16 protein-coding genes are annotated in these 23,235 nt (G+C 64.1%); 3 read left to right on the top strand and 13 right to left on the bottom strand.

Annotated elements, in window-relative coordinates:
• Window positions 1-6: 6 nt before the first annotated feature.
• The 12 genes from ACP146_RS23190 to ACP146_RS23135 all read right to left on the bottom strand — a co-directional run bounded on the left by ACP146_RS23190 (window position 7) and on the right by ACP146_RS23135 (window position 18,341).
• The gene (locus tag ACP146_RS23190) at window positions 7-1,062 is read right to left on the bottom strand and encodes a class II aldolase/adducin family protein (protein ID WP_422369126.1); all 1,056 of its coding nucleotides are present in this window, start codon (window positions 1,060-1,062) and stop codon (window positions 7-9) included.
• Window positions 1,059-2,564 (bottom strand): glycerol-3-phosphate dehydrogenase, encoded by a 1,506-nt coding sequence (locus tag ACP146_RS23185; protein ID WP_422369125.1) that lies wholly within the window; start codon window positions 2,562-2,564, stop codon window positions 1,059-1,061. The genes ACP146_RS23190 and ACP146_RS23185 overlap by 4 nt, the downstream gene beginning before the upstream one ends.
• Window positions 2,565-2,591: 27 nt before the next feature.
• Window positions 2,592-3,644, bottom strand: a complete 1,053-nt coding sequence (locus ACP146_RS23180) for a 2-hydroxyacid dehydrogenase (protein WP_422369124.1) — start codon at window positions 3,642-3,644, stop codon at window positions 2,592-2,594.
• Complete coding sequence (locus tag ACP146_RS23175) at window positions 3,641-5,200, bottom strand: FGGY family carbohydrate kinase (RefSeq protein WP_422369123.1); 1,560 nt, start codon at window positions 5,198-5,200, stop codon at window positions 3,641-3,643. The genes ACP146_RS23180 and ACP146_RS23175 overlap by 4 nt, the downstream gene beginning before the upstream one ends.
• Window positions 5,197-6,324, bottom strand: a complete 1,128-nt coding sequence (locus ACP146_RS23170; protein WP_422369122.1) for an ABC transporter ATP-binding protein — start codon at window positions 6,322-6,324, stop codon at window positions 5,197-5,199. The genes ACP146_RS23175 and ACP146_RS23170 overlap by 4 nt, the downstream gene beginning before the upstream one ends.
• Window positions 6,321-7,430, bottom strand: a complete 1,110-nt coding sequence (locus ACP146_RS23165; RefSeq protein ID WP_422369121.1) for an ABC transporter ATP-binding protein — start codon at window positions 7,428-7,430, stop codon at window positions 6,321-6,323. The genes ACP146_RS23170 and ACP146_RS23165 overlap by 4 nt, the downstream gene beginning before the upstream one ends.
• 3 nt (window positions 7,431-7,433) lie before the next feature.
• The gene (locus ACP146_RS23160; RefSeq protein ID WP_422369120.1) at window positions 7,434-8,291 is read right to left on the bottom strand and encodes a carbohydrate ABC transporter permease; all 858 of its coding nucleotides are present in this window, start codon (window positions 8,289-8,291) and stop codon (window positions 7,434-7,436) included.
• A gap of 3 nt (window positions 8,292-8,294) precedes the next feature.
• Window positions 8,295-9,218 carry a carbohydrate ABC transporter permease gene (locus ACP146_RS23155; RefSeq protein ID WP_422369119.1) on the bottom strand — a complete coding sequence of 308 codons (924 nt, stop codon included), beginning with the start codon at window positions 9,216-9,218 and terminating at the stop codon, window positions 8,295-8,297.
• A 66-nt stretch (window positions 9,219-9,284) separates the two neighbouring features.
• Complete coding sequence (locus ACP146_RS23150; protein WP_422369118.1) at window positions 9,285-10,727, bottom strand: extracellular solute-binding protein; 1,443 nt, start codon at window positions 10,725-10,727, stop codon at window positions 9,285-9,287.
• Window positions 10,728-10,778: 51 nt separating this feature from the next.
• Entirely contained in the window at window positions 10,779-11,771 is a 993-nt protein-coding gene (locus tag ACP146_RS23145; RefSeq protein WP_422369117.1) for a sugar-binding transcriptional regulator, read from the bottom strand.
• Window positions 11,772-11,839: 68 nt separating this feature from the next.
• A complete protein-coding gene (locus tag ACP146_RS23140; RefSeq protein ID WP_422369116.1) occupies window positions 11,840-12,388 on the bottom strand; it encodes a hypothetical protein in 549 nt (182 codons plus the stop codon).
• 220 nt (window positions 12,389-12,608) lie between these two features.
• Window positions 12,609-18,341 carry a beta strand repeat-containing protein gene (locus tag ACP146_RS23135; protein ID WP_422369115.1) on the bottom strand — a complete coding sequence of 1,911 codons (5,733 nt, stop codon included), beginning with the start codon at window positions 18,339-18,341 and terminating at the stop codon, window positions 12,609-12,611.
• 393 nt (window positions 18,342-18,734) lie between these two features.
• Between ACP146_RS23135 and ACP146_RS23130 the strand changes: the two genes are divergently transcribed.
• From ACP146_RS23130 to ACP146_RS23120, 3 genes are all read left to right on the top strand, one after another.
• Window positions 18,735-19,328 carry a transglutaminase-like cysteine peptidase gene (locus tag ACP146_RS23130; protein ID WP_422369114.1) on the top strand — a complete coding sequence of 198 codons (594 nt, stop codon included), beginning with the start codon at window positions 18,735-18,737 and terminating at the stop codon, window positions 19,326-19,328.
• A gap of 157 nt (window positions 19,329-19,485) precedes the next feature.
• Window positions 19,486-20,499 carry a DUF1612 domain-containing protein gene (locus tag ACP146_RS23125; RefSeq protein WP_422369113.1) on the top strand — a complete coding sequence of 338 codons (1,014 nt, stop codon included), beginning with the start codon at window positions 19,486-19,488 and terminating at the stop codon, window positions 20,497-20,499.
• Between the two features lie 691 nt (window positions 20,500-21,190).
• A complete protein-coding gene (locus tag ACP146_RS23120) occupies window positions 21,191-22,345 on the top strand; it encodes a helix-turn-helix transcriptional regulator (protein WP_422369112.1) in 1,155 nt (384 codons plus the stop codon).
• A gap of 181 nt (window positions 22,346-22,526) precedes the next feature.
• Here the strand turns inward: ACP146_RS23120 and ACP146_RS23115 are convergent, their stop codons facing one another.
• The gene (locus ACP146_RS23115; RefSeq protein WP_422369111.1) at window positions 22,527-23,171 is read right to left on the bottom strand and encodes a cysteine hydrolase family protein; all 645 of its coding nucleotides are present in this window, start codon (window positions 23,169-23,171) and stop codon (window positions 22,527-22,529) included.
• Window positions 23,172-23,235: the final 64 nt, after the last annotated feature.

Below are 23,235 nucleotides of genomic sequence, written 5' to 3'. Positions count from 1 at the left end.
CGCAGGCTACTGCGTATCGGCACTCATCGCCTGGCGGTACTTTTCCGCATCCCAGTTCAGCAACTCGGCTTCCTGCTCGGGCGTCAGGCGGATCAGCTCCGCCGAGGGGTCGAGGCAGGCGGCAACGTCGCCGAGGCAACGGGCCATGGCCTGCATGGCGGGCGAGGCATCCGTCGGAATCGCGACGCCGCGGCCGGGAAAGACAATCAGTTTCTGGGCTGCCCCTTCTTGCGCCCGTGCAATGGCTGCTGCAGCGCTCTCGTCTTCGCCGGCAATCAGAATCCCCGGGCCCAGGAAGATAACGTGATCGGGATAGAAACTCGCGCCCGCAATACGTGCCCGTAAAGCCGCATCAAAGGCAATCGCGGTGGTTGCCGCGTGGTCGACGGCCTGCCAGCCGCTGTTGCCGAGAAAGGTCGACAACTCGGTTTGGCTCTCGGGCCTTGATGCTGTCTCCGGGGTCAGGCGCCCCGCCGCCTCCAGCGCCAGGGTCTCCGCCTCCTCGGCTGTCTCCGCACCGACGACGAGCCCATGGTTACCAAGCACGAGAATGCGTGTCTGCGCGGTGGCGGCTGCGTCGATCGCCCGAGCAAGATCGAGGCCCGGCTTGGCGTAAGGCACGAAGGCGGCGCCGAGATCGCCGAGGCGTTGCGTGACGATCTCGGCCGCATCCTTGCGCAGCGCGGCCGCGATGGTGGCGACGCAGTGGGTGTGGATCACCACCGGCCAGTCGAAGATCGCGTGAACGGAGGTCTCGATGGAGGGCCGCAGGCCAAACGGGTTTTCGTCCTGCGGCACGAAGGCGGCGTTGTCTTCCGCCGCCGGATCGCCGGCGCGCAGGGCGGCGCGGAAGCCCGCGATATCGACCGGCACCATGATGTCTTTGTTCTCGGCCTCGGCCAGCCAGGTGCCGGAGGCTTTCACCAGCATGACGCCGCCGTCCTTGATGGAGGCATTGCCGCCGGGCCCCTGGACCTGCAGCGGGTTGCTGCCGAGACGCACGGAGGCGGCGCGCAGCGCGGCAAAGGCCGGTGACTGTCGGAGTGTTTCATAGGCGCTCATGCAGCGGCCTCCAGTCTCAGCCAGTTCGAGAAAGCTTCTTTCTCCGCGTCGTTCAGGAACAGCGCATGTTTCGTGCGGCGGGTCAGGATGTCCTCTGCGCTGCGGGCCCATTCCCTGTCGATCAGCCACTTCGCCTCGCGCTCGTAAAACAGCGCGCCGAAGTGGCGGCCGAGGTCCTGCAGGGACTGGGCTCCGGCCAGAAGGTCGACGGCCTCGCTGCCGTAGCAGCGTCCGTAGTGGCGGGCCAGCTCCGTCGGCAGCCAGGGCCGCTCCGCGGCGAAGCGTTGCAGCCAAGCCTCGAAATCCGCTTCGGGAACTTCGCCGCCGGGCAGGGGCGCCCCGGCCGTCCAGGCGGGACCCATCTCCGGGAAAAACGCGGCAAGTTTCTCCAGGGCGTGTTCCGACAGCTTGCGATAGGTGGTGAGCTTGCCGCCGAAGGCCGAGAGGATCGGCGCCCGGTCCCCGCCGCCGTCCAGTTCGAACTCGTAGTCGCGAGTGACGGCGGATGCGCCCTTTGCGCTGTCGTCGTCATAGAGCGGGCGCACGCCGGAATAGCTGTCGACGACATCGCCGGGGGTGAGCTCGGTTTTGAAATAGCGGTTCAGGATGGCGAGCAGGTAGTCGATTTCATCGCTGCCGATGGTCACGCCTTCCGGCCGCTCGTCATAAGGGATGTCGGTAGTGCCGATCAGGGCGAGATCGTCGAAATAGGGATTCACGAATATCAGTCGCTTGTCCTGGGCCTGCAGCACATAGCCGTGATCGCCCTGCCACCAGCGCTTCATGATGATGTGGCTGCCCTTGACGAGACGCACGCTGCGCCTTGCGTTTACGCCCGCCACATTGCCCAGCACTTTTTCGACCCAGGGGCCGGCGGCGTTGAAGATGGCGCGGGCCCGGATCTCGCGTTCTGCGCCGCTCGTGCTGTCCTTCAGCCGGGCATGCCACAGCCCGCCGTCGCGGCGCGCGGCGACGCACTCGGTTCGCGGCAGCACCTCGGCACCGCGCCGGGCCGCATCCAGGGCGTTGAGGATAACAAGGCGTGCATCGTCGACCCAGACATCCCAATAGTCGAAACCCTTGGGAGAGGTGTCGCGCAGCATCGCGCCCTCAGGCGATGTCCGCAGGTCGAGGGCCTTGCTGGCCGGGATTCGCTGGCGCCCGCCGAGATGGTCGTAGAGAAAAAGACCGAGTCGGATCAGCCAGCGCGGCCGCTGCTCCGGGCTGTGGGGCAGTACGAGACGCAGCGGCCAGGTAAGCTGTGGGGCGACCCGCAGCACTACTTCGCGCTCGATGAGCGCCTCGCGGACCAGCCGGAACTCGTAATACTCCAGATAGCGCAGCCCGCCGTGAATGTACTTCCCGGAGCGTGACGAGGTGCCCTCGGCCAGGTCGTCCTTTTCGCAGAGTACGACCGAGAGACCGCGTCCCGCGGCATCGCGCGCCACCCCGGCGCCGTTGATGCCGCCGCCGATGACGAGAAGGTCGATGGGCGCGTTCATGTCGTTCTCAACCTGGGCATCAGATCCTCAACAGGGATTGAGCGGCGGCTCGCCGGTGATCCAGCGGCGCACCTCTTCGGCGGCCTTGGCGGCGGCGATGCTGACGGTCTTCACCGAGGCGCCGGCGATATGTGGCGTCAGGGTCACGTTGGGCAGTTGCAAAAGCGGCCAGTCCGGTGGCGTCGGCTCGATGGAGAAGGTTTCCAGCATCGCGCCGCGCAGGCTGCCCTCGGTCAGCGCGTGATAGAGCGCGTCGTAATCCATCAGCGGGCCGCGCGCGGTGTTGACCACCACGGCGCCGGGCTTCATGGCGGCGAAAGCCTCGGCGCCCAGCATGCCGCGGGTTTCCTCCGTGACCCGGGGATGCAGGCTCACGACATCGGACTCCGCCAGCAGTTGATCAAGCTCGACCATCGCCACGCCGTCGGCGGCATCGGCGGGGGCAAGCTGGACGTAGGGGTCGGTCACCAGGATGCGGCAGCCAAAGGCGCGCAGCAGGCGCACCACCCTGGTGCCGACGTTGCCGTAGCCGATCACCCCGATGGTCATCTCGGACAGCTCCTTGCCGGTGACGTCGGCGCGGTAGAGGTCGCCGCGATACTCGCCCCGGCGCAGGGCGTCGTGCCCCTTGGTGATGTTGCGCGTCTCGGCGATGATCGCGCCGATGGTGAATTCGGCCACGGCGGAGGCATTGCGGCCCGGCGTGTTGACCACGGTGACGCCATGGCCGGCGGCGGCACCCATGTCGATATTCACCGGCCCGCCGCGCGAGACCGCGACGAGGCGCAGGTCCGGCATCGCCTTAAACATGGCGGCGGAAAGCGGCGCGAGGTGAGTCACCAGGATTGGCGCCGAACCGATATGGGCGATTACTTCCTCCGGTTCGCCCATGTATTCCTTCAGGCCGTCCATGCCGGGTTTGGCATAGCCGTGCTCCATCGGTTCGTCCGGCCAGGGTAGGTCGAGACTGCGGCAGATAACCCTGTCGCCGCAGGCTTCGTGCAGCGCCTCTTCGAACATTGCCGAGAGCATGAAACGGTCGCCGATGATGGCCACCTCGGTCGGTGCCGGTGCGGTCATGCCAAGGCTCCCCTTGCACTGCTCATCGTCGTCCAGGCCGGCGCCAGGGCCTGGCGGGTCGCGGCATAGGCCTCGTAAAGCGCGTCGTAGGTGGCGGTCATCTGCGGGTCCGGGTCTTCAGCCTGCTGCAACAAGGGCGTCACCCAGGCTTTGGAGCAGGCCGCCATGTCGGGATAGAGGCCCTGCTGGACGGCGGCGATCATCACCGCACCGGCGGCGCCGGCTTCTTCCTGTGCGACCGTACGCAGCGGCGTATTGAGCGCCGAAGCAAAGATCGACTTCAGGCTGGCGGAGCGTGCGGCGCCGCCGGTCAGGCGGATCTCGCCGGGCATCGGCCCCATGGCCGTGTAGCAGTCGCGCGCCGCCAGGGCGAGACCGTCATAGACGGCGCGGATCATGTCGAACCAGCCGGTGGTCTGGTCGAGGCCGGTGAAGCTGGCCCGGGCGGCGGGTTCGGCAAAGGGCCCGCGCTCCCCGGCCGAAGAGATATAGGGGTGGTAGAGGGCGGCGCCGGGACGCGCCGCCATGACGCGGTCATCCAGGCCCTTCAGCAGATCGCCAAGGTCGCGGGCCACGCCTTCGGCAGCGAGCACGTCGCGCGCCAGACCCAGTACCCAGTCGATGTTCAGGGTGGCGGCCATGTTGGTCTGCATCTGGGCATAGGCGCCGCCGGGAAAGGCCATGGTGTAGCCGCAGCGGTCGTCGTTCAGCACCACGGCCTCGGCGGAGGGCACGAAGCGCATGTGCATACCGGTGGACCCCAGCACGGTCAGGCCGGGACAGACGGCATCGTCGTGCAGGCCGGCGCCCATGGCCGAGCACATGATGTCGACATAGGCGAGGGTGACCGGCAGGCCGGCGGCAAGCCCCGTCGCTTCGGCGGCCGCTGCCGTCAGGGGGTGGGCCGTCACCGCACCGTCGACGATGGGCGGCAGCAGGCGGCGCAGATCGGCAAGGTCGAGAGCCGCCAGTACCGCATCGGAGTAATCGCGGGTGCGGTAGTCGCCGAAGGTGAAGACCCCCTCGGTCGGGTCGCTGGCACGCTCGCCGGTGAGATTGAAGTAGAGCCAGTCCTTGCAATGCAGCGCCGTTGCCGCGCGTTCCAGCAAGTCGGGTTCGTGACGCTTTATCCAGGTCAGATGGGTGCGCATCTGGCAGACGTTCACCCCGGCGCCGGTGGTGCGGTAAATCGTATCAATGCCGTCGCTGGCGGCGATGTGCCGGGCTTCTTCTGCTGCGCGGGCGTCGAGCCAGAGCCAGCCGTCATGCACCGGCGCGCCCGCGGCGTCGATCAGCCAGCAGCCGTCGCCCTGGCCGGTTACCGAGAGGGCCAGGGTCCGACCGGACAGACCTTCGACCTGGTCGCCCAGCGCGCGCAACACGGCGGCGGTATCCGTCCAGGTGCGGCGCATGTTCTGCTCAACGCCGCCGTTGGGCAGGGTGTTGTAGCTGTTGCGCCGGCTGGCCATGGCGATCTGCCGACCTGTCAGATCGAAGGCGACGGCCTTGATGACGGAGGTGCCGGCATCGACGCCGATCAGGATGTCCTGCTTCATGCCAGGGCCCCGCCGTGGCTGATGGCGGTCCCGCTGCGGGTGTCGAAGACATGGAGATCTTCCGAGGCCAGGGCGACGCCGATGCTGTCGCCCTTGGCATAGCGCGTGCGGTCGTGCTCGACGGAAACGATGGCACCGCCGGCGAAACGGGCGGCGATGTGGGTCTGGTCGCCGAGCCACTGGTTGGCGGTTACCTCGGCCCGGGCGCCTTCCTCGGTGATGCGCACTGCATGGGGGCGCACACCGATGGTCACCCGCGGTTCCTTCAGCAGCGCGGCGCGCAGGGCGAGGGAGAACTCATTCTCCGGATAGTCGAGGGCGCCGCCGCCGCCGAGGCCGAAGACCAGCCGTCCGGCGTCGTTGCGCACCTCAGCTTCGAAGACGTTCATCGGCGGTTCGCCGATGAAGGCGCCGGTGAAGAGATTGGCTGGGCGGTCCTTCAGGTTGGCCGGGGTGTCGAACTGCTGCAGCACGCCTTCTTCCATGACGGCAATGCGGTCGGCCAGGGCATTGGCTTCGGTCTGGTCGTGGGTGACCAGGATCGCGGTCAGGCCGCGTTCCTTGATGAAGTGCTTCAGGCGTCCGCGCAGCAGGGCGCGCAACTGCGGCTCCAACTGCCCCATGGGTTCATCCAGCAGATGCAGGTCGGCGCTGCGGATCAAGGCGCGGCCCAGGCTCGCGCGCTGCTGCTGGCCGCCGGAAATCGACGAGGGATAACGCTCCAGCACATCCTCGATCTCCAGCAACTGGGCGACCTCGGTTACCCGTTCCGCCACCACCTCCTTCGAAAGGGATTGCGATTTCAGGGCGAAGGCAATGTTCTCGCGCACCGTCAGCGGCGGGTAGAGGGAGTAGCCTTCGAAAGCCATGGCGACGTTGCGTTTGGCGGGCGCCAGGCGATGGATATCGCGCCCGGCCAGTTGGATGCTGCCGTTGGAGGCCTCTTCGAAACCGGCGATCATGCGCAGCGTTGAGGTTTTGCCGCAGCCCGAGGACCCGAGCAGGGCGACGATCTCCCCTTCCTCCACGGCCAGGTCCAGGTCCTTCACGGCATGGACTTCGCCGGCGCTGCCGGGGTTATAGAACTTGTCGACCGCCTGCAGGGTCAGCATCGCCTTACTCATGCCGCGGCCTCGCTTTTGCCGCCGCCGCGATGGGGGGCGATGCGTGCCTCTGTCTCGCGGTCGAAGAGCAGGGCATCGGTGGCGTCCACTTCGATGCGCGCCATGCCGCTCGCGGGGGCCGGGCTGCCGGCGGGGCGCGAGACCAGGATTTCCCGTTTTCTTATGGTCTGCACCAGGGTGACGGTCTTCTCGTTGAAGGGCGTTTCCGCCTCGATCTCCACCGGGATGCCGTCCTCTCTGTCGGAAAAGCGCAGCGCCTCAGGCCGCAGGCCGAGCACGCAGTCCTTGCCGACCGCAGCCTCCAACCCACTGTCCAAAGGCACCCGCTGGTCGGAAAGGCGCGCGAAGATGCCGCCGCCGTCTTTCTCCGGCACCACGTCCAGCAGGTTGATGGTCGGATCGCCGAAGAGCCGCGCGATGGCGATGGAGGCCGGGCGGCGGTAGACGTCTTCCGGCGTGCCGACCTGGGCGATGCGGCCGTCGGAGAGCACGGCGATGCGGTCGCCCAGCGCCATGGCCTCCTTATAGTCCTGGGTGACGTAGACCACCGTGGCGCCCTGGTCGGCCAAGAGGCGCGGCAGTTCCAGGCGCATCTCGAAGCGCAGCTTGGCATCGACGTTACGCAGCGGGTCGTCGAGCAGCAGGATCTCGGGCGAAGCCGCCAGCGCTCGGGCCAGGGCTGTGCGCTGCTTCTGTCCGTTGGAAAGGGCGCGCGGCGGATGGCTCAGCACGTGATCGATCTTCAACAGCCTGGCGACCTGCTCGACACCTTCGGCGATCTTCTCCCGCGACCAGCGCCGCGCCGTCAGCGGGCTGGCGATGTTGTCGAAGGCGGTCATATGGGGGAAGAGGGCGAAGTTCTGAAAAGCCATGCCGATGCCGCGATGCTCCGGCGGTACTTCGCTGATGTCGTTGCCGCCGATGGTGATGCGGCCTTCCTCCGGATCGACAGCCCCGGCGATGCAGCGCAGCAGCACGGTCTTGCCGGCGCCGGAGGGGCCGAAGAGGATGGTCGTCTCACCGTCGGCCACGGTAAAGGAGACGTCGTCGAGAACGGTTTCGCTCTTGAAGCGCTTGGTCAGCTTTTCGATGCGCAGTTCGGGCATGATCTAACCTTTCACCGCGCCGAGCGACAGGCCTTCGACGAGGTAGCGCTGGGCATAGAGGGCAAGGGCCAGGGTCGGCGCGATGGAGAGCACGATGGCCGCGGCGATCTGCCCGTACTGAATGCCGGAGGCGGTGACGAAGGCCAGGGCGCCGACGGTGACCGGCTGCTTGTCGGCGGAGGCCAGCACCAGGGCGAAGATGAAGTTGTTCCAGGCGAAGATGAAGGCCAGCAGCCCGGCGGCGGCGATGCCGGGCCCGGCCAGCGGCAGGGCGATGCGCCGGAAGGTCGACAGCCAGGAATGCCCGGCGATGCGGTAGGCGTGTTCCAGGTCCGGGCTGATATCCTCGAAGTAGCCGCGCACGATCCAGAGAATGAGCGGCAGGCAGATCAATTGATAGACCCAGATCAGACCGATGTAGGTATTGGCCAGGCCGATTTCCTGGAAGTAGAGCGACAGCGGCAGCAGCACCAGAAGCGGCGGGGCGAAGCGGAACGACAGCAGGGTAAAGGCGACCTCTTCGGAGCCGCGGAATTTGTGCCGCGCGAAGGCATAGGCCGCCGGCACGCCGAGCAGTAAGGCAACGGCGACGGAGGCGGCGGACAGCAGAATCGAATTCCACAGGTTGCGCATGAAGGTGATGTCCATGGAAGCAACGTTGGAATCGAGCTTGCCGGTCACGATGGCGACGTAGTTGCGGAAGGTCGGCTCGAAAACCATGGAAGGGGGGCTGCGCAGAATGGTCTCGTTGGTTTGCAGGCTCATCAGGACGATCCAGAAGATCGGGAACATGAAGAACAGCACCACCAGCGTCAGCGCGATTCCGCGCAGGATCTTTTCGACCGGAGACATGTGATCCATGGCTCAGGCCTCCCCTCTGGCGCGCTCGCGCAGGCGCAGCCAGTTCTTGATGAAGATGTTCGACAGGAAATAGGTGATGACCCAGAGGATCATCAAAAGCGCCGCTGAGCGCCCGACGTTCATCGACTGGAAGAAGTTCAGATAGGCCTCGACCTGGAACACCATCAAGGTGTCGCCGGGGCCGCCTTGGGTCAGCGCATAGATGATGTCGAACTGCTGGATCGAATCGAGCAGACGGAACAGCGAGGCGGTCAGGATATAGGGTGTCAGCATCGGCAGGGTGATGCGCCAGAACTGCTGGAAGCGCGGCACGCCGTCCAGCGCCGCCGCCTCGAAAGGCTGGGTCGGCAGGGAGCGCAGGCCGGCCAGCAGCAGGATCATGATGAAGGGCGTGTAGACCCAGATGTCGACCAGCAGCACCGTGAAAAGCGCGGTATCAGGCGAAGAGCCCCAGCGGAAATCCGGAAAGCCGAGCTGCGCGGCGAAGTAGCTGAGGATGCCGAAGTTGGGATTGGTCATCAGCTTCCACATCAGGGCTGCCAGCGCCGGCGCGGTCATCAGCGGCATCAGCAGCATGATGGAGATGAAGTTGTTGAGGCGGCTGCGCTTCTTCAGCAGCAGCGCGATGCCGAGACCCAGCAGCAGTTCCAGGCCCACGGTGAGGAAAGCGTAGGTCAGCGAGACCTGCAGCGTGTTCCAGAAATCCGGGTCGGAGAGGAAGTTCAGATAGTTCTCGCCCCAGTTCATGCCGCGGTTCCAGGGCTGGGACAGCCGGAAGCGTTGAAGCGAGTAGAAGACCGCCGTGAAGAAGGGCACGAGGATGGCGATGCAGACCAGCAGAGCCGGCAGGCTCAACAGGTAGGGCAGCACCCGGCGCGAGACCGAGAAGCGGCGCCTGGGTATGGAGATGTCGCTCGCCGTCGCCATGGCGATCATCCTTCGAAGAAGAGGGGGCAGCGGCCCGCCGCGAAACGACGGGCCGCTAGCTCAGGTTCAGCCGAGACCGGCGTCTTTCAACTGACGGTCCACCGAGGCCGCGAGCTGATCGAGACCCTCGTCGACCGGCAGCTCCTTGGCCACCATCTTCTGCAGGCTCGATGCCCACTCCGTCGTCAGATCGAAGAACAGCGGCTGTGCCGTGAACTTGATGCTGGCGCCGGGCGCGGAGACATCGTGCATCGCCACATAGCCGGGATAGCTTTCGTCCAGCCGCTTGCGGAAGCCGCTGTCGGCCCAGACCGATTCGCGCACCGGATTGACGAAGTCCATCTTGGTGGCGCCGAAGAGGCCGTGCTCGGGGCCGGAGGCCCACTGCATGAAGTACCAGGCGGCATCCTTCTTCTGGGAGAAGTTGGACATCGACAGCGACCAGATCCAGATGTTGGGCGTCGGTGCCGAAGCGGCCGGATTGGCGGCGAAAGGTGCGTAGGCCAGCTTGCCGGCCATGGCGTTGTCGCCGCCGTTCATGAAGTAGCCGAGGATGTCGGCATCGAAGATCATCGCCGACTTGCCGGCGCCCAGGTCGGTGCCGACCTGATACCAGGTGTGGGACGACCAGTCCGCCGCCCCGCTTTCCTGGATCATCTTCACCCAGTCGGCATGGAAGGCCTTCGAACTGGCGGTGTTCATCGCCGCCGAAAGCTTGCCGTCGCCTGCGACGTTCAGGTCCTTCTCACCGAAGTTGGCATAGGCCGAGAGGAACCCGGGATGGATCGTCGCCCAACTGCGCGAGCCGCGCACGCCGATGCCGTAGGCACCATCGATGTCCTTGGTGGCCTTGGCGGCAACCTCCATCAGCTCCGACATGTTGGTCGGCACCGAGGCGCCGATCTGCTTCAGCATGTCGGCGTTGTAGGCCAGATTGTTCTGCTCGTAGCCCCAGGGGATGCACCACTGCTTGGCATCGTCGGAGCCGAGCTCGCCGCCCGGCCGGCCGTTCCAGGCGCAGGACTTGCGCACGCCTTCCAGCATGTCGTCCCAGTTATAGGTGGGCGAGGTCTTGCTGTCGTCCTGGATCCATTCGTTGAGATCGGGAATCCAGCCGGCGGGTCCGTAGGTCCAGGTCATATAGGCGCCGGTCATGAAGGCGTCGTATTCACTGGAGCGCGAGGACAGCGCCGCCGTCACCTTGTCGAAGTAGACGTCTTCGGGGAAGACGTCATAGGCGACCTCCATACCGGTGAGTGCCTTGAAGTTTTCCAGGTTGGCGATCATCGCGTCGGTGTAGGGGTGCTTGTTCAGCAGCAGTTTGACGCCGGTTCCGGCATGCTTCTTCCAGTCGAAGTCCGCGGCCATGGCCTGGGTCGAGACCATGTTCACCAGAACCCCGGCGGTGGCTGCGGAAACGCCAAGCGCACCGAGACCGCGGATCAGATTGCGGCGGCTCATCTGCCCCCGGCGGAACGCGTCTATGAGATCTTTTTCTTTCTCGTACATTGTGTTCCTCCCGTTTGCTCTTTTTGTATCTGTCTCTAGCCGAAGGTCCGGCTACAGTTCTTCGACGATGCGGCGAGCGGTCGCCTCGTCGATAATCAATCCGGTCAGGAGTTTGCTGCGCAGTGCCGCGCGCACGGCGCCTGTCTTGCTTTCGCCGCCGGCGATGGCGACCACCTCGCGGCCGCGCAGGCTGTCCAGTGCCGGCGCCATGACGCGCTTGTCGTAAGGTGTGGCCAGGATCTCCCCTTCGGCAGTCAGGAACTGGCCGAGAATTTCCGCTGAAGCGCCGAGGCGGCTGAGTTCGGCAATGGCGTCGGGCCCTTCCAGGGCGTCGGTCGAGGCGCCGCCGCCGGAACTGTCCATATCGCCGATGCCGACGATCACCAGCGAGGCTTCGCTGATCAACTCCATGGTCGCCGCCAGTCCGGACTGGGCCAGCATCACCTCTTTGTCCTTGGCGGAGTTGGCAAAGAGCGGCGCGGGCATCAGATAGGCTTCGGCCCCGGTCTTGCGCGCCAGGTTGTGGATCACGTCGTAGGGGTTGGCGGCATAGCTGCGGGTCAGGCCGCCGAGCAGGGAAACGAAGCGGACCCTTTCACCCGAGGTCCGGCCCATGGCGTCGACCGAGGCGGCAATGGTGCGGCCGTGACCGATGCCGATCACTTCGTGATCACCGGCGGCCAGCACCTGCATCAGGTAGTCCGCACCGATGACGGAGAGGGCGCGCAGCGGCAGCGGGCCGCTTTCCTGCGCTTCCATGGCAACCCGGCAGGTCGAGAGGCCGTAGGCCGCCATCAGGCGGGTCTCCAGGGCAACGCAGTCGGCGGACTCGATGTCGACGAAAACGCGCACCAGCCCCTCGTTCTGGGCGCGGGCGATGTAGCGGTGGGCGCGGGTATTGGGCACGCTGAGGCGCTTGGCGACTTCGCTCTGGGTCAGGCCGCCGACGAAATGCAGCCAGGCGGCACGGGCCGCCATCTCCGCCTCGTGGCGCGGATCGGTCGCAGCCGCACGGGCGGGGCCGGCTTTGTTGGGCGTTGCCATTTCCCTGGGCTTTCCCTGGATCTGAAATTATTTTCCTTATTGGAATATTTTTCAGATCCGATCTCTTGTCAACTGCTATCGCTGTGGAAAGCCCGGTGTTGCGAGACTGCAGTCCTTTTCAAGAGTGTTTCCCGGGACCTGAAACAACTGCGCGGCAAGATACCGTCGCGCATCAGCGCCCGCAGGGCGGCGCAATGGCTGTCGCCGGAAACCGCGACGACGTCGGCGGACAGCTTGATGAGCTTCTCCAGTGTTGCCCCGTCACCCTGCGCCAGGGCCAGAACCCCGATCACGCTGGCCAGAATATCGCGTTCACGCAGTTCCAAGACCGGCGGGTTCGCCATGGCCTCAACGGTGATGAGGTTTTGCAGTTGCAGGCAGCCACCGGACTCGAAGCGCAACAAGAGGTCGCGCTCGCGGACGAAAACACGCGCATTGGCGGCCGCGGCGGGCAGGCGATAGCGCAAGCCCGGCTTCAGTTGGACAGCAACGATTTGGCTCTGCGCGGGCCGTCGCAGTTGTTGCGTGCCTGGCACCCGCTTGTTTTTCGTGGTGAAGCTGCCGTCCCTGACGGCAGGACGGCCCTGCCCGGCCCGCGCGCGGCGATCGCTCGTCATCCGGTTATACATCGGCCCGAAGTGACCCCCGGACCGCTCCCACCTTCCACCCCGTTTAACCGCCAGAGAGTCTCTGGTAGCGACGGGGCGCCCCGGCCCACCAAGGGGGAAGTCGGGGTCGCAGATTTGGCGAGTTCGGGACGCCCCTTCGCAATCAACGTAACGCGGTCACCGCCGGGCGCGTCACCCGCAAGGGTGACCGCGTTACCTCTCGCCCGTTTCAGCTCACGTTGAGGATCAGGCTGTCGTTGTTCAGGTCGCCGGTGACGTTGGTCACCGTCGCCACGACAGTGTCGAAAGTCGCATCCCCACTGCTGTCGATGGAGATGGTCGCATCCTCGCCGCTTGCATTTTGCTGGATCTCGACGCGGGTCGCGCGCTCGACCTCGTCCTCGGTAAGGCCCAGGCTGTCCAAAAGCGCGTCCAGATCGATCCGGTCGCCGTCGGCAGAACTGAAGCCGTCGATGACGTCGCCGGCATCCAGCAGGACCTCATAGACGAAGGTATCGCCGCCGGCGCCACCGATGAGGGTGTCCGCCCCGGCATCACCGAACAGTGTGTCATTGCCTTCGCCACCGTTGATCAGGTCGGCTCCGGCGTCGCCGGCCAGATCATCGTTGCCGATGCCGCCGAGCAAGGTGTCATCGCCGTCACCGCCGTCGATGGTATCGCTGCCGTTGCCGCCCTCCAGCCGGTTGGCGCCAGCATTGCCTACGATGTCATTGTCTGCGTTATTGCCGATGACCGAAAGGTCTGCGCTGCCGGCCAGAGTGAAGTCGGCCACAATGATGTTGGGCACATTGTCCTGCAGTTCGAACACCGCATTCGTTCCCGCGTCGTCGCTGGTGACGGTGATCCCGTCGTCGTAGACGCCGATGGAGCGGCCGTCGGCTGCGCCACCGTTGTCGGCAAAGGTGTTGCCGTTCAGCGTAAGGGCGGGTTGAGCCTCACCCGGACCGATCCCCAGCCCTTCGAAGCCATTGTTGGTGAAGGTGTTGCCGGCGATCAATGTCGCGTCGGGTCCGTCGACCGACATGCCGACGAAGTTGCCGTCGAAGACGTTCCCGGACACTTCCGCATCGGTCGAGCCCGGGTTCAGGAAAACGCCGGTGGCCCAGCCGGTGAAGCTGTTCTGGCTGATCGTCAGGCCGCTGTTGCCGCCGCCGGAAGTGGTGAGGATGCCGCGGAAGCTATCGAAACCACCGCTGCGTTCGAAGACATTGTTCTCAATGACAACATCGGTCGCGCCGGCAGCCAGGTAGATTCCCGCCAACTGACCCTGGACGGTCGCCCCGTCGGCAATGGTGAAGCCGTCGATTGTCGTACCATCCGCACCATCGCTCAGGATGATGGCGCCCTGGATGGTGGTTTCGCCAGTGCCGCTGCGGTCGCTGTCGTCTGCCGCAACATCACCGAAGGCGCCATACAGTTTGACCAGCTTATTGATGGTTACCGTCTCGTCGTAATTGCCGGCGCGCACATAGATCGTATCGCCGTCCTGAGCCGCGTCGATGGCATCTTGGATTGTGGTGTAATCGTCGCCTTCGACATTACCCACCACGATATCGGCCGAAACTTCGACCTTCATCTCCGTCTCCGCGACGACTTCGCCGGTGACTTTGTCCGTGACCGTCAGCACGACGGTGTAAACGCCGGGCACAGTGGCGTTGTAGTCGTCTGTGCCCGCCCAGGTCAGGTTCTGGGAGTTCTGAACCCCGTCGGTTTGGCCGCTATCGTCCGTGTAATACGCTTCGAGCGCCGGATGCAGCGGATTGAAGACCATGACATCTTCGACGGTGTTTCCGTTGATATCCGTGAAGTCAGCCGTGATCGCGATGTCGTATTTCCCGGCGACATCTGCACCGTCACCGTAGTCGACAACGCTGTAGTTGAAGTTCCAAAACCCGACGTCCGAATTCTCGTCATGCAGGCCGTTCACATCCCGGTCGCTGAAACCGAGCGTCGCTTCGTAGACGTTCCCTTCGGAGTCCAGGTCGCCGTGATACCGGGCCGTCGCCTTGATCGCTGCTTCGACCTTGGCTTCCGTATTGTCATGGATCGTGAAGTTGACGTCGGAGTTACCAGACCCGGGATGGAAGCCGTCGTTGCCGTCGCCGTCTTCCGGTACGGCCCGGGCCAGTGTTGCGCCGAAGCGCAGCGTTCCGTCGCCGAACTGAATATTCTCGATATCAATCAGGGTGTCGCTGCCCTCGTCGCCGTCGGCGGGGTTCACATCGGTCAGCGTGAAACCGCCGTCTTCAGTGGCGACGATCTCAAAGTCCGAGCGGTCACCACGATAGGTCGCAGTGTCGTCGCCGTCGCCGCCGTCGATGGTGTCGTTGCCGCCACCGCCGAAGAAGTAGTCATCATTGGCGTCACCGTTCAAGGTATTGGCGTCGTCGAGCACACCGTAAGGCGCCGGAAGATCGTCGGGATAGGTGATGCCGTGAGCCAGGTCCCAACCGATTGTGGCGGAAGCCGCCGGGATGTCGGTATACTGCCCGTTCTCGTCCACGTAACCGGCGTGATAGGGGCGGTTGCCGAAAGCTTGTCCCGCGGGTGTACGCGGATCTTCATCTGGGAAACGACTTTCTATTGGCCCATCCCCCAGGTTGCCAAGCAGGTTGTCGTGCAAGGTCTGCAGACGAGGATCGTCCGTGACCTTGACCAGGTCCAGCAAGGCTTCGCCGCCGGCATTCAGATAGCGCGCGTAGTCGTTGCCGAGATAGGCAAAGGCGGTATTAAGGTCCAGATCAAAGTAGTCGTTGGCGCCGACGTAGTTCTGATCCAAGGGAATCCAGAAGGCGGCGAAGGCGCTCGCATGGTTGCCGTTCACCGTCAGGTTTTCTGGGATCAGGGAGTTTGTGGCCGCCAGCCCCTCGAACTCCAGAGCCAACAGGTTGTTCACTGTCGGCGCGCTCCCATCGTTAGGCAGCACCAGATCCGCGTTGACGACGTTGACCGCCACACCGCCGACGATACTCAGTGTTCCGTCGACTTCAGAGATGCCGTCGATCTGGCTGCCGTCTAGCTCCAGACTCTGCCCGCTGGAGGTCGTGATCTGTGTCAGCTCGCCCAGGCTCGTAAACGTCACGGCGGCGGCACTGAGCCCGGAGACATCCAGCTCCGTAACGCCTGTCAGCTCATTGGCGTTGATGGCAATGGCAGTGCCGGGGCTCAGCACAGGTACTCCGCCGCCGCTGAAGTCGTTGTCGGCGATCAGGTCGGCATCGTCATAGTTGTCGTTGCTGTCGCGAATCGCCGGCACGAGGCCTGCCGTTTGAAAATCGTTACCGGTGATTACGGCGTTCGCTCCGAAGATTTCCAGGTTGGCGAAGTCGGACTCGCCGGAAAAGGTGTTGCCGGTGATGACCGCGTCGTCCGCCTCGACGCCTAACAGCAGGCCGGCATTGGCACCGCCGGTAAGCGTGTTGTCGATGAAACGGACGTCGCTGGATGCCTTGTCGGCGCCCAGGCTGGCCTCGCCGTTATTGTAGGCCACGGCCAGCGGCCCGTTGGCCTGCAGCTCGTTGTCTTGCACCGTCAGGCCGTCGATCTGACCGCCGGTCAGCAGGGCATGGCCCGTGCCGCCACTAAGATCGTTGCCTTCGATCACGACGCCTTCGTTATCGCCGACGACATAGACCGCCGCCAGATCGCCGTCGCCGGTTTCGATCTCGAAGCCGTTGGCCGGGCCGCCGAGGGTCACGTTGTCGACGCCGTTTTCGATGCGCACGGCAGCACCTTGATTGACCCCGTCGCCGGTGATGGTCACGTCGTCGCCGATCGCCAGCAGCGTCAGAGACTTGTCGATGGTGATCGGGCCATAATCACCGTTCTCCACCAGGATCGTGTCACCCGGCTCGGCCGCGTCGATGGCGTCCTGGATGGTTTCAAAGGGCTGCTCCTCGCCGACCAGCAGGACGTTGCTGTTGGTGAAGGCGATGTTCTCCACACGCGTCAGGCTGTCGGTGTCGCCGCTCGCGGTCTCGGTGATCAGGATCGCGCCATCGTCGCCACCGGCGAAGGTGAAGCCGCCGACATCGGCGTCGTAACGGACGGTATCCGTGCCGTCACCACCGTCGATGGTGTCGCTGCCCGGCCCGCCGACGATGTCGTCGTTGCCGTCACCGCCGTTGATCGAGTCGTCGCCGGGGCCGCCCAGCAGGACGTCATTGCCGCCGCCGCCATTGATGGTGTCGTTGCCCGCACCGCCGGAAATGGCGTCGCTGAAGTTTCCGCCGGTGAGCAGATCGTTGCCGCCGAGACCGTCGATGCTGATACCAGACTCGGCATCGGGATCGGCGGCAAACTCGTCGTCGCCATCGGTCAGCGTGTCGGAGCCGGTGACGCTGCCGACGTTGGCATCTTCTGCCTCGCCGGAAATGAAGGTGTCTTCGCCAAAGTTTCCGACATCTCCTGCCTGGGTGTCGTTACCGGTCTCGACCGCGTTCTCGATGGCGTCGGCTGCCTCCTCCTGAGCAACCTGGGCAACCTGGGCCAGGTCGGTCAGCACCTCGGTTGCATCGCTGTCCTCGTCAATCTCGATGTTTTCGACCGCCGTATTAGTGGCGGTGATTACGGAAGTCGCATTGGCGACGTCGTCGCCATCGAATGATGCGTCCTCCACATTGTTCGCTGCTTTGTCCAGAATACCAACAGTTTCGTTGGTGCCGGCAATCTGATCTGGGTCACTAAGATTGGTGTCGGCACCTTGCTCGGCGACCTGTTCGGCGATGGCCTGAAAGGCGGCGTCTGAGGCAGCTTCGGTGTCCGTGGCGCCTGCGCCCTCCAGAGCGGCTTGAACCTGTGTCGCGGTGTTGGCGACTTGGATGCCGGCTTTCACGACATTCAGCGCGGCAGTATCGCCACCTGCGGCCGCTTCGATCGGGTCGGTATTCGACAGATCGAAGTCGTCGGCGATATCAAAGGCTGCTTTAACGGCGCTTTCCGCCTCTTCGGCGGTCTGGTCGCCGTCTTCGACCAACTGCTGCACCAGTGTGGTCAGGGGTGTAATGACCGTGGCGCCGGCCGGGGCCTTCAGCACGCCTTCGAAGGCCAGGCCGGTGGAAACGTCGGTGCCGCCGACAGCCACCAGCGGCCCGCTGCCGCCCTCCAGGGTGAAGTTGCCGTTGATGTCGGTGATCGTCGAAACTTCGCCGTCATCCAGTTGGCCGTTGCCGTTGGCATCGCGAAACACCGTGGCGTTGGCGATGTAGCCGTCGACCACTTCGCCGGTGATGATCTCTACGGTGTCACCGCCGCCGCCGTCGCTGCTTTCCGGTGTGCTGACGATCTCCGTCCGGCCGCCGGACACGACGGGCAGACCCGAGAGCACCGTGCCCGAAGAGACCTCCGGGCCGACGTCGTCGCCCAACGATCCGCCAACGCCGCTCAGGGCATCGCTGCCCCCGCTGAAGTCGGTGCTTCCGGTGTTATCCTGGTACTGCGTTGCGCCGCCGCCCAAAGCCGGTTGGCTAGCGCCGCCGGCGGTTTCCAGCGTCGGCCCTGCCGGGCTCTGGCCCGTTTCGCCGGCGTCTTCGCCGCGTTCCTGCGCGAAGGCCAGCGCCGTTTCAACCAGCCCGGCGATGTCGTAGTCGACCCCGGCGATCTGAAACACCGGGGCGTCCGATCCATCGGCCATGCCGGCGAGTTCCAGGAAGACGATCCGTGAATCGGCGCTGCCGTCGCCGTCGCTATCGAAAGTCAGGACGAGATTCTGTCCCTCGACGGTTATCCGCGCATCTGCCGGATCGAAGTCGAGAAGGTAAACCGCTCCGGCCTCCCCCGGCACTTCGAGGGTCTCGCCGGCAGCCGGCTGTTTGACCGTCAGCGGTGCCTCTGCCTGACCTTCGAGCAGGGAAATCCCCGTCGCGCCTTCCACTGCAGTGTTGTCCGCATGCTGATTCGTCGAGCCGCTCTCCGAGCGCTCGTTAATGTCCATCGACCCCATTTGACCATGCTCCCTTTTTTTGAACCGCCGACCCCCAATTGGCGACTGATGTAAAGCAAAGGTTGTGTATCGACATCACCCCTAGGGGTGAATTTATCTGATTAATAATCATCAGATTGTCCGAAAACACTAATCAACACAATTCTCTAGCTTCACCCCTTGGGGTGACGGCAGGGGTGCTGACTTTGCGTAAGAGTGTTCTTGGGAATGAGAGGCAAACTTTGAATAAATCTAAGGTTGCGTCTCGAAGTGATGCTTTGGGCCAGAAGAGAGGTCCCGGAGAGATTGCCGGAGGAGGCGGAACGGAACGCGCAGGCCCGATGCATTCGGGCAGGGCGCGGAGCGGTTCCGGAGAGAGGACGGCCTCCAGCAAACAAGGAAGTGGAGCAAAGTATGCTGACCAGAAGGCTCTTATTGGCCGCCATGACGGCCTCCGCGGCGACCGCGATCTTACCGCGGCAGTCGCAAGCGAACCTGGTTGCCTTACCCGAACCGCTGCCGCTCTCGACACCGATCGGCAGCGGGGAGTTCGTCAACGCGCCGCCGGCTTGGCTGCGTCTTGTGCAGCGTTTTCCGGCCCTGCATCCGGGCAAGGTGTCACCGCAGCGGCTTGCTTCCACCAAGCTGCGCGAAGCCGAGCTCGACTATGTGCAGCGGCTGGTGAACAAGGAGGTTCTCTTTACGCCCGAGAACAGGGACGTCTGGCTGCCGGCCGGCCGTTCCGGAGACTGCGAGGATTTCGCCATCCGCAAGCTGGAGCTTCTGATACAGCGTTTCGGCTGGCCGCGCGGCGCGCTCACCCTGGCGACCTGTTATGCCGAAACCGGGCAGGGTCATGCGGTGCTTCTGGCGCATACCGATCGCGGGGTCTACGCCCTCGACAATCGCCGTCTGCCCGTCATGCCCTGGCGCGCGCTGCCCTACCGCTGGGTTGCGCGCGAGGCGCCCGGCAGCCCTTTCGCACTGTGGCGCAAGATCGACGCCTGACGCCGATCCAAGGGAAGTGAAGCCAGAGGAATTGAAACCAGAGAGTCGGAAGTCCGTACAACAGTTGCCCCGGAAAGATTCAGTTATGCAGATCACACCACAGCCTCCGAAGAAAAACGGCAGTCGCCTTGGCCGCGAATTGCGCGGGGAACTGCTGGTGAGAAAGCAGGAAAGGGCAACGGCCCAGTTTGAGACCGGTCTGCCCTGGGAAGTTTTTGCGCGCGCCTGGAGTCTTGCGGAGGATCGGCTGGCCCGCCTGGAGCAGCAGTTGCTGTCCAGTGATTTGCGGCATTCCTGGATATGCCGGGCGGATTTTGAAGAGTCGGCGGCTCTGCTGCAACTGGAGGGTCAGACGGTCGCTCTGCAGGACCTTGCCTTGGTCGATGCCAATACGGCGCCCAACGATGCGACGCCGGCATGGCACAAGGCCCGGGCGCTGCTTTCCCTGCGTCGCCGCATCGCCAGGGCGGGGCCGGGGAAGACCCTGACCGTCGACGGCATTCTCGCCCTGGAAGCCAGAATGGTCGAATGCCTCCACGAGGACCCGAACGAGGGTCTCGGCGAAGAGGCGGAGGCCGACGCGACACCGGACGGGGATGACAAGCTGGAGGAAAAACGCAAGCGTCTGGAGCGCTGGCTCGCGGTTGTGGAGGAGTTGCAATCGACGCCCCCTCTGCCGGCGGCGGCGGTGGCGCTGCGCGTCTGGCGGCGTACGGCGCCGCTGGATGACTACGATGACGAGATCGGCCTGGTGCTCGCTTCGGTTCTGCTCTGGCATTGGGGCAAGACAAAGGGGTTGACGGTTTGTCTGGGTATCGGCCTGCGTGAAGCACAGCGCCGCTTGAGCGATGAAGACAGCCTCGGGGTCTGGATTCAAAGGTTCTGCGAGGTGGTCCAGGTGGCCGCAAATGCAGGCCTCGACAACCACCATACGCTCAACCGCGGCCGCGGGCGGCTGGTGCAGTTGCTGGCACAGCGCCGCGCCGCTTCGCGCTTGCCGCGCCTCGCCTGGCTGTTTCTGAACTATCCGGCCATTTCCACGCGATTCATCGTGCAACGGCTCGAACTCACCTCGCCGGGGTCATCCTGGCTGCTTGAAGAACTGATCCGCGAAGGGGTGGTGGAGGAAGTAACCGGCAAGGGGCGCAACCGCGCCTACAGTCTGGTGTAGCGGCGGACCGGCCGCCGCAGTCGCCGACAGAGGGTGCGGTACGGCGATGGGCAATTTGCCCTAATTTGAATGCGGCTTTCCGGGTACCTACATTGAATTTGTAAGTAGATTTTTGAAGGAGTCTGATATTTTGCCCTAATAGGGTATATTAGCCGCAAAATATATTTAAATTGAGAACGAGATACAGGTTTATTCGGGTATTTTTCGCTGTTTTTGAGCTATTTTAGTGGAAATTGAATTGAATCAACTTCCGCTGGATTTTATAATAACCATAGGTCGATCGTTCTGTCGGGGAGCCTTCGGCCCGTTCGAAAAAGGTCATCGCAGGGAGACGAGAGACCACGTTTTCGGAAAAGAGGCATCGCTCGGAGTGGCTCGGGCAAGTCTTCAAAAGCCTCTAACCGGCATCACCCGAAAAAATCGAAGAGGTCGCTTGAATAAAGGTCTTCGACCTTTCTGTTTAGGTTTGGTTGCAACTGTTCGAGGTTAATCACCCCTCAGGGTGACTTGGTTTCCGCCAGTCGCAGCTAGCTTGCCTAAGGGGAGAAAAGGGTTTGGTAGAACGCGCCTTGAAACTGACTTCGGCTTCGCTGCCTTGGGTCCGCAAGACGGATTCCTTCGCCGGCGCCGTTGGTCATGGGCGCGCTTTCGTTTCGCCTGCCAGGTCGCCTGCTTTGCGTGAGACCGGGCCATGGTCATAGACCGTCAAACCTTTGATGCTCTTGTCGAGCAAGTCTATCGCGCATCGACCAGCGAGATAACCTGGGAGTCCGCGCTGCGGTCGATTGCATCGGCTTTCGATGCTTCTTTCGCCGCCATCGTGCTGGAACGCTGCGAGCTCTCGCAGATCCGGCTCGATCCCTCGGAGATTACGCCGGAGCCCGTGGCGGTTCATATGTCGAGCGATCTGGACGAGCTTCCCGATCTCTATTTCAACTACTATCATCGCATCGATCCCTTCCGCCTGTCGGTGCCGATCGCCTTTGCGCCGTCGATCATGCGGCTCCAGGAGGTCTGCGATCCGGAAGACTTTGCCCGCAGCGAGTACTATCAGGACTTCGCAAAGCGCGCCGACAGCTTCCATCTCACGCGTTTCACGTCGCGGTTCGATGCCAAGCTTCAGCTCAAGGTGATGCTGAACCGCAGTGAGCAGGGAAGGCCGCTGGACGATCTGGAACTCGCGCGTTTCGATTCCCTGACCACGCACATCATGAGGGCCCTCAAGGTGGAGCGCCAGATCACCCAGATGGGCGCCACCATGGATGCCGCTTTCGATGCCCTGAACCAGATCGGCCGGGCGGCTTTTCTGGTCGACCGCAACGGCCGGGTGGTCCGCATGAACGCGCTGGCCGAGGCCATCTGTGATGCCGATGACGGCCTGACCGTGCGCAACAACCGGCTGATCGCCGGCGGGCCCGAGGGGCAGAAAAAGCTGCGTGAGGCGCTGGCGCGCCAGATCAGCGAAGACGCCATGGACAGGGCATCCGAGCCCGCCGCCATTGCTTTTGAGAGAACCTCAGGCGGCCGTCCCTACATGGCGGAGGTAACGCCTTTTGAGTTTGAGAGTTACTGGACGACCGAAGTCATGGCCACGGCCCTGGTCACCATCAGTGATCCCGATGCCCTGCGGCCCCAAACCACCGGCGACTGGGGCAAAGCGCTCGGCCTGACCCGCGGTGAATGGCGGGTCGCGACCACCCTGGTCAACAGCCGCGACGAAGGCGAGGTGGCCGAGACCCTGGGCATCAGCCTCAACACGGTGAAAACCCACCGCAAGCGGATCTACGCCAAGCTCGGCATTCACCGCCGCGCCGAACTGACGGCCATTCTTCCCGGCTCGCGCTGATCCGCTCGACACTTAAAAGATAGAGCAGATTCACCGGCTTGATGGATCGCGCAAGCGGTCCCATCAAGCTCGGATCTGCTCTAAGGCGCGGCCCCGCGCCATTTCCCCGAACACCAGTGCCTCCAGCACCATTTCATCGAACGCCGGACCATAGGGCCTCCCGCGAAACGCCCGGGGATCTTCAGCCTGCGCGCTTCCGGCCTTCTGCACCGGCCTGCGTGATGTCGTCCAGAACCTCGCTAACCGTTTGAACCCGGCAGTAGCCGCCGAAGGCTTTCAGCGCCTGGTCGTGGCGCTCGCGGCTGCGTGTCGTACAGGCGTCCCCGGCGCAGACCATGTAGAAGCCGAGATCGGCGCCGTCGCGGACCGCCATGTCGATGCATTGGTCGGTCATCAGCCCGGCGACCACGACATTGGTGATTCCCATGTTGCGCAGCACATAGGCCAGGGTGGTCGAGTTGAAGACGCCGGAGGAGGTTTTGGGCAGGACGATGTCGTCGTCCTGGCAGCGCGCCTCGGGCAGGATTTCGGCCAGCGGCGAGCCTTTGGGAATCAACATGCCGGAGAGCTTGTAATCCAGGCTGCGGTCGCGGCCATCCCGGGTCAGGGCCTCCATCACCGTATAGACGATCTCGCAGCCGGCGGCCCGGGCGCCGTCGACAAGGCGGGTCAGCGCCGGCAGCATCTCCTCCTTCACGCTGCGGGCGTAGTAGGGCTCCCGCGCCTGAAGCTCGGGCTGCACTTCGCTGCCCTGCACGTCAACCACCAGAACGGCGGTTTGGGCGGGATGCAGCGGCCAGTTCCGCTGGGCATCGATATGTTTCATGGCAAGCTCTCCCTCGACACCGCTTGCGGCGCCTGGCTGAAAGTGATCGGATCTGCTGAACGGA

This window comes from Pelagibius sp. (assembly GCF_965249265.1).
Classification (GTDB): domain Bacteria; phylum Pseudomonadota; class Alphaproteobacteria; order Kiloniellales; family Kiloniellaceae; genus Pelagibius.
This window is presented reverse-complemented; position numbering and strand designations above follow the sequence as displayed.

Coding starts and splice junctions, on each gene's coding strand:
- ACP146_RS23145 (WP_422369117.1), bottom strand. CDS start 11,771: ATGGCAACGCCCAACAAAGCCGGCCCCGCCCGTGCGGCTGCGACCGAT.
- ACP146_RS23185 (WP_422369125.1), bottom strand. CDS start 2,564: ATGAACGCGCCCATCGACCTTCTCGTCATCGGCGGCGGCATCAACGGC.
- ACP146_RS23130 (WP_422369114.1), top strand. CDS start 18,735: ATGCTGACCAGAAGGCTCTTATTGGCCGCCATGACGGCCTCCGCGGCG.
- ACP146_RS23175 (WP_422369123.1), bottom strand. CDS start 5,200: ATGAAGCAGGACATCCTGATCGGCGTCGATGCCGGCACCTCCGTCATC.
- ACP146_RS23165 (WP_422369121.1), bottom strand. CDS start 7,430: ATGCCCGAACTGCGCATCGAAAAGCTGACCAAGCGCTTCAAGAGCGAA.
- ACP146_RS23120 (WP_422369112.1), top strand. CDS start 21,191: ATGGTCATAGACCGTCAAACCTTTGATGCTCTTGTCGAGCAAGTCTAT.
- ACP146_RS23190 (WP_422369126.1), bottom strand. CDS start 1,062: ATGAGCGCCTATGAAACACTCCGACAGTCACCGGCCTTTGCCGCGCTG.
- ACP146_RS23155 (WP_422369119.1), bottom strand. CDS start 9,218: ATGGCGACGGCGAGCGACATCTCCATACCCAGGCGCCGCTTCTCGGTC.
- ACP146_RS23135 (WP_422369115.1), bottom strand. CDS start 18,341: ATGGGGTCGATGGACATTAACGAGCGCTCGGAGAGCGGCTCGACGAAT.
- ACP146_RS23160 (WP_422369120.1), bottom strand. CDS start 8,291: ATGGATCACATGTCTCCGGTCGAAAAGATCCTGCGCGGAATCGCGCTG.
- ACP146_RS23140 (WP_422369116.1), bottom strand. CDS start 12,388: ATGACGAGCGATCGCCGCGCGCGGGCCGGGCAGGGCCGTCCTGCCGTC.
- ACP146_RS23150 (WP_422369118.1), bottom strand. CDS start 10,727: ATGTACGAGAAAGAAAAAGATCTCATAGACGCGTTCCGCCGGGGGCAG.
- ACP146_RS23115 (WP_422369111.1), bottom strand. CDS start 23,171: ATGAAACATATCGATGCCCAGCGGAACTGGCCGCTGCATCCCGCCCAA.
- ACP146_RS23170 (WP_422369122.1), bottom strand. CDS start 6,324: ATGAGTAAGGCGATGCTGACCCTGCAGGCGGTCGACAAGTTCTATAAC.
- ACP146_RS23180 (WP_422369124.1), bottom strand. CDS start 3,644: ATGACCGCACCGGCACCGACCGAGGTGGCCATCATCGGCGACCGTTTC.